This is a genomic window from Faecalibacterium sp. An192 (genome assembly GCF_002160175.1).
Taxonomy (GTDB): domain Bacteria; phylum Bacillota; class Clostridia; order Oscillospirales; family Ruminococcaceae; genus Faecalibacterium.
Map to the genome: position 1 here is coordinate 1 of NZ_NFKB01000079.1, position 9252 is coordinate 9252.

Consider the following 9252-nt stretch of genomic DNA (forward strand, 5'->3'; position numbering starts at 1 on the left):
AAGGGTAGAGCGGCAAAGCACAAGAAAACTATCCCTCCTCCGGGTTGCGGTGCCCTGTTTTTGCTTCGGGCGTCGTCGCGTTCTCGCAAAAGACAGACCGCTGTCCTCTTGTGCTTAGCCAATTTTTCCTGCGGGCATGAATGCCCTTGTAAAAATTGGAGCACTGCTCCGGGTTGCGGTGCCCTGTTTTTGCTTCGGGCGTCGTCGCGCCCTCGCAAAAAGCAGACCGCTGTCCTCTTGTGCTTAACCAATTTTTTCTGCGGGCATAAATGCCCTTGTAAAAATTGGAGCACTGCGCCAAACACAGCTCCCTGTTTCGTCCACAGGACGCGGTCGCTGTGTTTGCCCCTGCTCCGCCTCGGCTGTATCTGCCGCAGGCAGCGCCTCGGCTCCGCAGCCTCTGGCCCCAGCGGAGCGGACAAAAAGGAAAAAGAAACAGAGTGTTAAAGGTAGGGCGGTAAAGCAATGGCATACCAAACCCCCGGATACAGTGTGTACCCGGGGGTTTCCCTTTACAGCACCTCGGTTAGGAGCCAGTCCATGCTGTAGAGATAAAAGACCCAGTAGATGCGGACGGACTGGAGCAGCGCAGATAGAATCCCCATGTCGGACCCCTCCTTTGTGATGTCGGATGAATCTGGGCTGATTTGAATTTTAGTACAAATATTTACTAAAGTCAATAGTAAAGATGTTTATTAACCTATACTTTTTCCATCCAAGGGAAACGGAGGATGGAGATGGAGTATATCAAGCGGATGCGGGACCTGCGGGAGGACCGCGATAAAACCCAGCGGGAGATTGCCCAGGTGCTGGGCACTTCCCAGACCATGTATGCCCGCTATGAGCGGGGCGCCAATGAACTGCCCATCCGGCACCTGGTGACCCTGTGCCGGTATTATGGAGTGAGCGCGGATTATCTTTTGGGCCTGAAAGACGACCTGACGTGAAAAAAGCAGATGCCGCCCCAGGTGGGTGCAGTGAACCCGGGCCAAGGAGCGGTCAACCCGGTTTTGGTGCCCGGAAAAGCCCATGTTTGCCCGGTTTGGGTTCCTGCGCCAAAAACAGCTGATTTTTTTCCGCCCGACCGGTCTATACTGGAGTTGTTGACGAAGCGGCGAACAACGCCGGGATGGGAGCAGGCCATGGGATTCTTGGAACATTTCAGTGCAGGATGGGGCAAAGGTTTTTCGCGCCAGGCGGAACAGGTGCTGGAGAGCACCGTCCAGCTGGCGGGGAATTTCGGGTGCAGCCGGGCGGATACGGGGCACTTGCTGCTGGCGATATTGCAGCAGGACCGGGGCCCGGCCAGCCGGTTTCTGGCCGGCAAGAATATTCGGGAACAGGAGGTCCGCCGCCAGGTGGCGGATGGACGTCAGGGTGCGCCGCGGCGTCTGCGGCGTCAGGACGTGGCCCCGGAACTGCGGCGGGCCATGGATTACGCCCTCATCGACGCCCAGAACGCCCGCCAGCCCAAGGCCGAGCCGGAGCATCTGCTCTGCGCCATCCTGGAGGATGGAGGCTGTACGGCGGGGGTGATGCTGGCGTCCATGGGCGTGCAGCTCAGCGAGGCGGTGCGGGAATGCCGCCAGCTGTCGGGCCAGCTGACCCTGCCCATTCAGCCCCGGGCGTCGGCCAGCGTGCCCAGAGGCAGCCGGGCCAGCGATAAATATTGCCGGGACCTGACCCGCCGGGCCGCCGAAGGCGACCTGGACCCGGTGTTCTGCCGGGACAAGGAGCTGGACCGGATGATTGAGATTCTCTGCCGCCGCCAGAAGAATAACCCCTGCCTGGTGGGGGAGCCGGGGGTGGGCAAAACCGCCCTGGCCGAGGGCCTGGCCCAGCGGATCGCGGCGGGGGACGTGCCCCGGGCCCTCCAGGGCCGGCGTCTGCTGGCCCTGGATATGGCCAGCCTGGTGGCGGGCACCAAATACCGGGGCGACTTTGAGGAACGGCTCAAGGGCCTGCTGGAAGAACTGGTGCGGGACGGCGGGGTGATCCTGTTTGTGGACGAGTTCCATACCATCGTGGGTGCGGGCGCGGCGGAAGGCGCCATCGACGCCGCCAACATCCTGAAACCGGTGCTGGCCCGCGGGGAACTGCAGATGATCGGCGCCACCACCAATCAGGAGTTCCGCACCCATATCCAGAAGGACCCCGCCCTGGAACGCCGGTTTGGGCGGGTCCAGATCGAGGAACCCACCCCGGCCCAGGCCCGGGATATCCTGGCGGGGCTGGCGCCGCGGTATGAGCGGTATCATGGGGTATTGATATCGCCGGATGCCCTGGACGACGCGGTGGAACTGTCGGTGCGGTACCTGCCCGGCCGCAGCCTGCCCGACAAGGCCATCGACCTGATGGACGAGGCCTGCGCGGCGGCCCGCATCCGGGCCGAGCGGGAGGGCCGTACCGCCCCCGCCCTCACCCGGGAGGACATGGCCCAGGTGGTGGCCCGGTCCAGCGGCGTCCCCGCCGAGCGGGTAGGGGAGGCCGAACGGGAACGTCTGGCCCTGCTGGAATTCCGTCTGGGCCAGGAAGTGGTGGGCCAGGACAAGGCGGTGGCGGCGGTGGCGGCCGCCATCCGGCGCAGCCGCACCGGACTGGGGGAGCCGGGCCGGCCCATTGGGGCGCTGCTGTTTTTGGGGCCCACCGGTGTGGGCAAGACCGCCCTGTCCAAGGCCCTGGCCCGCAGCTGGTTCGGCAGCGAAAAGGCCCTTCTGAAATTCGATATGTCCGAGTACCAGGAATCCCACACGGTGGCCCGGCTGCTGGGCGCGCCTCCGGGCTACCTGGGCCACGATGAGGGCGGCCAGCTCACCGAGGCGGTGCGCCGCCGTCCCTACAGCGTGGTATTGTTCGACGAGATCGAAAAGGCCCATCCGGATATTCAGAATATTCTCTTGCAGATTCTGGAGGACGGCTGCCTCACCGACTCCATGGGCCGGAAGGCGGATTTCACCAATACCATTATCCTGCTGACCTCCAACCTGGGAGCCCGGTTCCTGGCGGGCCAGTCTGCGCCCCTGGGCTTTGCCGCCGGCCAGGAGGCCGCCTTTGAAAAGCAGTCGGCCGCCGCCATCGCCGAGGCCAAGGGCTTTTTCCGGCCCGAGCTGGTGGGACGCCTGGACGAAATGATTGTGTTCCGGCCCCTGGGTGCCGAGAGCCTGTGCCGCATCGCGGACCGCCTGCTGGGCCAGCTGGAACAGCGGGCCGCCCGCAGCGGCTATACCCTGACCCATACCGCGGGGGTGTGCCAGGCCCTGGCGTCCAAAGCCGCCAGTCCCTACGGGGCCCGGGAACTCCGACGCCAGGTGGACCGTGCGGTGGAACAGGCTCTGGCCGACCGGATCGCATCCGGCTCGGCCCGGCCCGGCGCCCACTATACCGCCGACTGTTCCGCCGACGGCAGCGTGATGCTCATTGCCGACGACACCGCCACGGTATAAAAGGTTACAGGTTCACCGTCCGGGTGGCGATGGCCTCCCGGAATGCGGCGTCGTGCTCCACAAACAGGAGGGTGAGACTGGTTTCTCCCAGCAGCCGCTCCAGCTGCAGGCGGGTGTACAAGTCGATGAAGTTCATCGGCTCGTCCCAGAGGTACAGATGGGCCCGCTGGCACAGACTCCGGGCCAGCAGCACCTTTTTCTTCTGTCCGCTGGAAAAGCCGGCCATGTCCTTTTCAAACTGGACCCGGGAAAAATCCATCTTCCGCAGAATGGCTTTGAACAGGCTTTCGTCCAGGCCCTCGGCCCGGGCGTAGTCCCGCAGATTGCCGGCCAGACCGGCGGCGTTCTGGGGCACCTGTGAAATCACCAGTCCCGGGGCGGTGGCGACCGTGCCGGTGTGGGGGACGTTTTCCCCCGCCAGCAGCCGCAGCAGGCTGGTTTTGCCGCTGCCGTTGCCGCCGCACAGGGCCACACGGCTGCCCTGGGTCACCTCAAAGCTCACCGGCCCGCAGACCGTCCGCCCGTCGTAACAGACCGTCACGTCGGAAAAGGCCGCCAGGGTGGGGGCAAAGTGGACCAGCGGGGCCAGCCGGAGGGGCTCGGCGGTCTCCTGATTTTTCAGCAGGGCCGCCTTTTCCTCCATGGCCTTGTGCTGGCGGGCCTCCACCGTTTTGGCCCGCTTCATCATCTTGGCGGCCTTGTGGCCCACATACCCTTTGTCCGCCGCCCCGATCTTGCTGGCCTCCACCCGGCCGGCCCACAGGGCGGTGCGCCGGGCCGAGGCTTCCAGACGGCGGATGTCCTTTTTCAGTTTTTCGTTTTGGGCCAGTTCCCGGGCCTGCTGCTGGTCAAAGCCGGCCTGCCAGGCGGAATAATTCCCGCTCTGAAGCTGGATGTCGGCCCGGTTCAGGGCCAGAATGTGGTCCACGCACCCGTCCAGAAACCGCCGGTCGTGGGATACCAGGATAAAGCCCTGTTTCCGCCCCAGATAGGCCGACACTTTGGCCCGGGCGGCGGCGTCCAGATGGTTGGTGGGCTCGTCGATGAGCAGAAACCGCCCCTCCCGCAGAAACAGGGCGGCCAGCAGGGCCTTGGTCTGTTCCCCGTTGGAGAGGGTGGAGAAAGACTGGTCCAGCGCCCCGGGATGCACCCCCAGCAGGGACAGTTCCCGTTCCAGCTGCCAGCCGGCGGCATCGGGACACAGCGGGGCCAGGACCTCGGCGGCGGGCCGTTCCGGCGCCGGGACCGGGAAGGGAAAATAGTCGAACCCCACCGGGGAGACGATTCGGCCGCTGTATTCGTACTGGCCCGTCAGCAGCCGGAGAAAGGTGGTTTTGCCCCGCCCGTTGCGCCCCACGAAACCCAGCTTCCAGCTGGTGTCCAGAGTGAGGCTGACGTCGGTGAAAATGGGGTCAAAGCTGGACGGATAGGAGAAGGACAGATGTTCGATGGAAATTTGTGCCATGGGGCAGACCTCCTTTGAGCAAGCAAAAAGGCCGCAGGAAACACCTCCCGCGGCCGGACATGGCAGACACTGCCCCTATGCAAAGCACAAAGGGGGGGAGGGATGGGTACACTTTTCCTGCAGGCAGGCGCAGCATGGCCCAGTCCGGCCCGGCCGCGCGGTTTCAATCCTCAGCAGGCAAAGTGACGCATCCTTCCACCCCTTTCCGTTGTTTTCAGGGATAGGATAGCACGGCGGGGCGGCTCTGTCAAGGGCAAAACCGGATTTACAAACCCCGCCCAAAACGGTATACTGGTGCCATCACCCTCCCGCCCGGCGGGAGGCCATGGGAGGCATCGATGCGCTATTTGTTTTTGCTCAACCCGGCGGCGGGACGTCAGGACCGCACCGCCCTGCTGGACCGTGCGGCCCGGGCGGCGCTGGACCGGGCGGGGGTTCCGGCGTCCGGCTGGGAGATCCGCCGCACCGAATACAAGGGCCACGCCAGGGAACTGGCGGCCCAGGCTGCCCGGTCCGGGGAGCCGGTCCGGATTTTTGCCGCCGGCGGGGACGGCACCTTTAATGAGGCCCTCACCGGGGCCAGCCCCTACCCCAACGCGGCGGTGGGCTGCATCCCGGCGGGCAGCGGCAATGACTTTCTCCGCACCTTCGGGGTGAAGGAGGAGTTTCTGGACCTGGACGCCCAGCTGGCGGGCGGGGAGGTGCCCATCGACCTGATGGACACCAGCCTGGGCCTGTCGGCGGCGGTGTGTGCCGCCGGCCTGGACGCCCAGGTGGCCCTGGGAGCCGCCGATTACCGCAGAAATCCCCTGTTTCACGGCGAGGCCGCCTATCTGCTGTCGGCGGTCAAGCAGATTTGCGGGCCGCTGGGCCGGCGGATGCGGTTTGAGGCCGACGGCCAGACCTTGGAGGACGACGTGCTGCTGTGCGCCGTCTGCAATACCAAAGATTACGGCGGCGGCTTCCGTGCGGCGCCCAACGCCTGCCCCGACGACGGATGGCTGGAACTGGTGGCGGTGCGGAAGGTGAGCCGGCTGAAAATCCTCAGCCTGCTCAGCCGGTACAAAAAGGGCCTGCACTTCGCCGGGCAGGAGGTCGCCCCCGACCTGGCGCCCTACCTGATTTTCCGGCGTGTGCAGCGGCTCACCATCACCCTGGCCGACGGCCGGGGCCCCGTCATCGCAACGGCGGACGGGGAGTGCGCGCCGGTGGACAAGCTGGAGATTTCGGTGCGGCCGGGGGCGGGCCGGATTGTGCTGCCCCGGGGCCCCTATGAGCGGTTCACCGCCGCCCGCGCCGCCGCGGCACGGTAAAAACAGACGGCTCTGCGCTGATTTGGAACGGCGCAGGGCCGTTTTGGCATTTTGTCATAAAAACTTAACAAAAAAATGGGCAAAAGCCCTTGATTTTTCCCCTCAAGATGAGTACAATACTCTTAGCACTCAGGGAAACAGAGTGCTAAGCGGAAAGCGGTTCCCCGAACCCTTCCCCCCAAAGATGTTATCAATGAGTTTTTAAATAGGAGGGCAAGACTTATGAAGATTATTCCTCTTGCAGACCGTGTTGTCATCAAGACCGTGGAGGCCGAGGAGACCACCAAGAGCGGCATCATCCTGACCGGCAGCGCCAAGGAGAAGCCCCAGGTGGCTGAGGTTATCGCGGTGGGCCCCGGCGGCACCGTGGACGGCAAGGAAGTCGTCATGACCGTGAAGGTGGGCGACAAGGTCCTCACCAGCAAGTACTCGGGCACCGAGGTCAAGGTGGACGGCGAGGAGTGCACCATCGTGCGCCAGAGCGACATTCTGGCCATCGTGGAGGAGTAAGTCATCCCTTTCACTGCAAAATAAGACCATTTCGCGGCGCAGCCGCTTTTGATTGAAAAGGAGAGATACCTTATGGCAAAGCAGATTAAGCAGGGCGAGGACGCCCGCAAGGCACTGTGTGCCGGCATTGATACCCTGGCCAATACCGTCAAGATCACCCTGGGCCCCAAGGGCCGCAACGTGGTGCTGGACAAAAAGTACGGCGCCCCGGTCATCACCAACGACGGCGTGACCATCGCCAAGGAGATCGAGCTGAAGGATGCCTTTGAGAACATGGGCGCCCAGCTGGTGAAGGAAGTCGCCACCAAGACCAACGACGCCGCCGGCGACGGCACCACCACCGCCACCGTCCTGGCCCAGGCCATGGTGAATGAGGGCATGAAGAACGTGGCCGCCGGCGCCAATCCCATGGATATCCGCCGCGGCATGAGCAAGGCCGTGGCCGCCGCTGTGGAGGCCATCAAGGCCCACAGCCAGAAGGTGAACGGTGCCAATGACATCGCCCGCGTCGGCACCATTTCTGCCGGCGACCCCGAGATCGGCAAGCTGATTGCCGAGGCCATGGAGAAGGTCACCGCCGACGGCGTCATCACCATCGAGGAGAACAAGGCCACCGCCGAGACCTACAGCGAGATCGTCGAGGGCATGCAGTTTGACCGCGGCTACCTGAGCCCCTATATGGTCACCGACACCGACAAGATGGAGGCCGTGCTGGACGACGCCGTCGTCCTGATCACCGACCGCAAGATCAGCGTCATTCAGGACCTGCTGCCCCTGCTGGAGCAGATCGTCCAGAACGGCATGAAGCTGCTGATCATTGCCGAGGACATCGAGGGCGAGGCTCTGTCCACCCTGATCGTCAACCGCCTGCGCGGCACCTTCACCGTGGTGGCCGTCAAGGCTCCCGGCTTCGGCGATCGCCGCAAGGAGATGCTGCAGGATATCGCCACCCTGACCGGCGGCACCGTGATTTCCGCCGACCTGGGCTATGAGCTGAAGGATGCCACCCTGCAGATGCTGGGCCGTGCACGTCAGGTCAAGGTCAGCAAGGAGAACACCACCATCGTGGGCGGCTACGGCGACAAGGACGCCATCCAGGCCCGCGTCAGCCAGATCCGCAGCCAGATCGAGACCGCGACCAGCGATTTCGACCGCGAGAAGCTGCAGGAGCGCCTGGCCAAGCTGGCCGGCGGCGTGGCTGTCATCAAGGTTGGCGCTGCCACCGAGGTGGAGATGAAGGACAAGAAGCTGCGCATTGAGGACGCCCTGAACGCCACCAAGGCAGCTGTGGAGGAAGGCGTGGTCGCCGGCGGCGGCACCGCTCCCATCAACGCCATCCCTGCCGTCAAGGCTCTGTGCGACACCCTGGAGGGTGACGAGAAGACCGGCGGCCGCATCATCCTGAAGGCTCTGGAGGCACCTCTGCGCCAGATCGCCCTGAACGCCGGCCTGGAGGGCAGCGTCATCATCGACAAGATCGTCTCTGCCGGCAAGCCCAACTACGGCTTCGACGCTCAGAACGAGGTCTTTGTGGAGGACATGATTGCCGCAGGCATCGTCGATCCCACCAAGGTGACCCGTTCGGCTCTGGAGAACGCCGCATCGGTGGCTGAGATGGTCCTGACCACCGAGAGCCTGGTGGCCGATCTGCCGGAACCCCCGGCTCCCGCTGCTCCTGCCGGCGGTGACATGGGCGGGATGTACTAAGTTACTTTTTCGAGAAAAAGTAACCAAAAAGCTTTCAATGTGTACCATGAAGTTTGCGGGTCTCCAAAAGCTCCGCGGGGCCGTTACGCCACTCTTGCGCTTAGCCGATTTTTGCGGCGCGCCAGAGATGGCGCTTGCAAAAACCGGAGCGCTGCGCCAAACACAGCTCCCTGTATCGTCCACTGGACGCGGTCGCTGTGTTTGCAGCTCGCTCCCGGCGTTTGCGCCTGTGGCGCGGTACGATGCAAAGCCCGTTTTGACCTGATTCTCTCATCCGGTACGCGCTGAAAAACCTGTAAAAATGCAACAACCCTCGTCCATCTCTGGGCGGGGGTTGTTTTTATGTGTTTGGAAACCTGGGGAAGCCACTATTGATAATAAATCCGCAGCGCTGATGGACAAAAGGAGCAGCCAGAAATTTAGAGCCCCACGGGGGCGAGCCCGCAGGGCTGGGGGTTCCTCTATTGGGTGGTTGGGTGGGTTTAGATCATAAAAGGGTATCACCTTGCAATTTCAAAGTCTGCGCCCTACAGCACCAAAAGACACACCGAACCGCCAGCCCGCCAAAGCGGGCATGTGGTCTCAATCGGAGCGGCGGGCAAAAGACGTTAAGAAAAAACCGGGCCGTCTTTTGTAAGCGCTCGAAGTTTTCACGAGCCAAGGCCGTCGTGTTTTTTTAGGCTTTTGCCCAGAGCGACCACTCTGTCTGGGTCCAGGGGTCTCCCCTGGTCGTTAGGGTGGGTAGGGAGTCCAGAGGGCCTAGGGAGGGGGAGTCGAAACCCCCTCCCTGGCCCTCTGGCCCCAGCGGAGCGGA

At 63.5% G+C, this 9252-nt stretch carries 6 protein-coding genes; 5 read left to right on the forward strand and 1 reads right to left on the reverse strand.

Annotation, left to right across the window (positions count from 1 at the left end; genetic code table 11):
* The first annotated feature begins 737 nt into the window (after positions 1 to 737).
* Entirely contained in the window at positions 738 to 947 is a 210-nt protein-coding gene (locus B5F27_RS15105) for a helix-turn-helix transcriptional regulator (RefSeq protein ID WP_087249369.1), read from the forward strand.
* A 195-nt stretch (positions 948 to 1142) separates the two neighbouring features.
* The gene (locus B5F27_RS15110) at positions 1143 to 3443 is read left to right on the forward strand and encodes an ATP-dependent Clp protease ATP-binding subunit (protein WP_087368911.1); all 2301 of its coding nucleotides are present in this window, start codon (positions 1143 to 1145) and stop codon (positions 3441 to 3443) included.
* 4 nt (positions 3444 to 3447) lie between these two features.
* Here the strand turns inward: B5F27_RS15110 and abc-f are convergent, their stop codons facing one another.
* Entirely contained in the window at positions 3448 to 4908 is a 1461-nt protein-coding gene (gene abc-f / locus B5F27_RS15115; RefSeq protein WP_087368912.1) for a ribosomal protection-like ABC-F family protein, read from the reverse strand.
* A 338-nt stretch (positions 4909 to 5246) separates the two neighbouring features.
* On the opposite strand from abc-f, the gene B5F27_RS15120 reads away from it, so the two are divergent.
* The 3 genes from B5F27_RS15120 (at position 5247) to groL (ending at position 8438) form a co-directional block, all read left to right on the forward strand.
* The gene (locus B5F27_RS15120) at positions 5247 to 6221 is read left to right on the forward strand and encodes a diacylglycerol kinase family protein (RefSeq protein ID WP_087368913.1); all 975 of its coding nucleotides are present in this window, start codon (positions 5247 to 5249) and stop codon (positions 6219 to 6221) included.
* A 222-nt stretch (positions 6222 to 6443) separates the two neighbouring features.
* Positions 6444 to 6731: a co-chaperone GroES gene (locus tag B5F27_RS15125; RefSeq protein ID WP_087368914.1), complete on the forward strand. Its 288-nt coding sequence runs from the start codon at positions 6444 to 6446 to the stop codon at positions 6729 to 6731.
* A 72-nt stretch (positions 6732 to 6803) separates the two neighbouring features.
* Positions 6804 to 8438: a chaperonin GroEL gene (gene groL / locus B5F27_RS15130; RefSeq protein WP_087249355.1), complete on the forward strand. Its 1635-nt coding sequence runs from the start codon at positions 6804 to 6806 to the stop codon at positions 8436 to 8438.
* Positions 8439 to 9252: the final 814 nt, after the last annotated feature.

Excerpts from the sequence above, each read along its gene's own strand:
- B5F27_RS15110 (WP_087368911.1), top strand. The coding sequence starts at position 1,143 with ATGGGATTCTTGGAACATTTCAGTGCAGGATGGGGCAAAGGTTTTTCG.
- groL (WP_087249355.1), top strand. The coding sequence starts at position 6,804 with ATGGCAAAGCAGATTAAGCAGGGCGAGGACGCCCGCAAGGCACTGTGT.
- B5F27_RS15120 (WP_087368913.1), top strand. The coding sequence starts at position 5,247 with ATGCGCTATTTGTTTTTGCTCAACCCGGCGGCGGGACGTCAGGACCGC.
- abc-f (WP_087368912.1), bottom strand. The coding sequence starts at position 4,908 with ATGGCACAAATTTCCATCGAACATCTGTCCTTCTCCTATCCGTCCAGC.
- B5F27_RS15125 (WP_087368914.1), top strand. The coding sequence starts at position 6,444 with ATGAAGATTATTCCTCTTGCAGACCGTGTTGTCATCAAGACCGTGGAG.
- B5F27_RS15105 (WP_087249369.1), top strand. The coding sequence starts at position 738 with ATGGAGTATATCAAGCGGATGCGGGACCTGCGGGAGGACCGCGATAAA.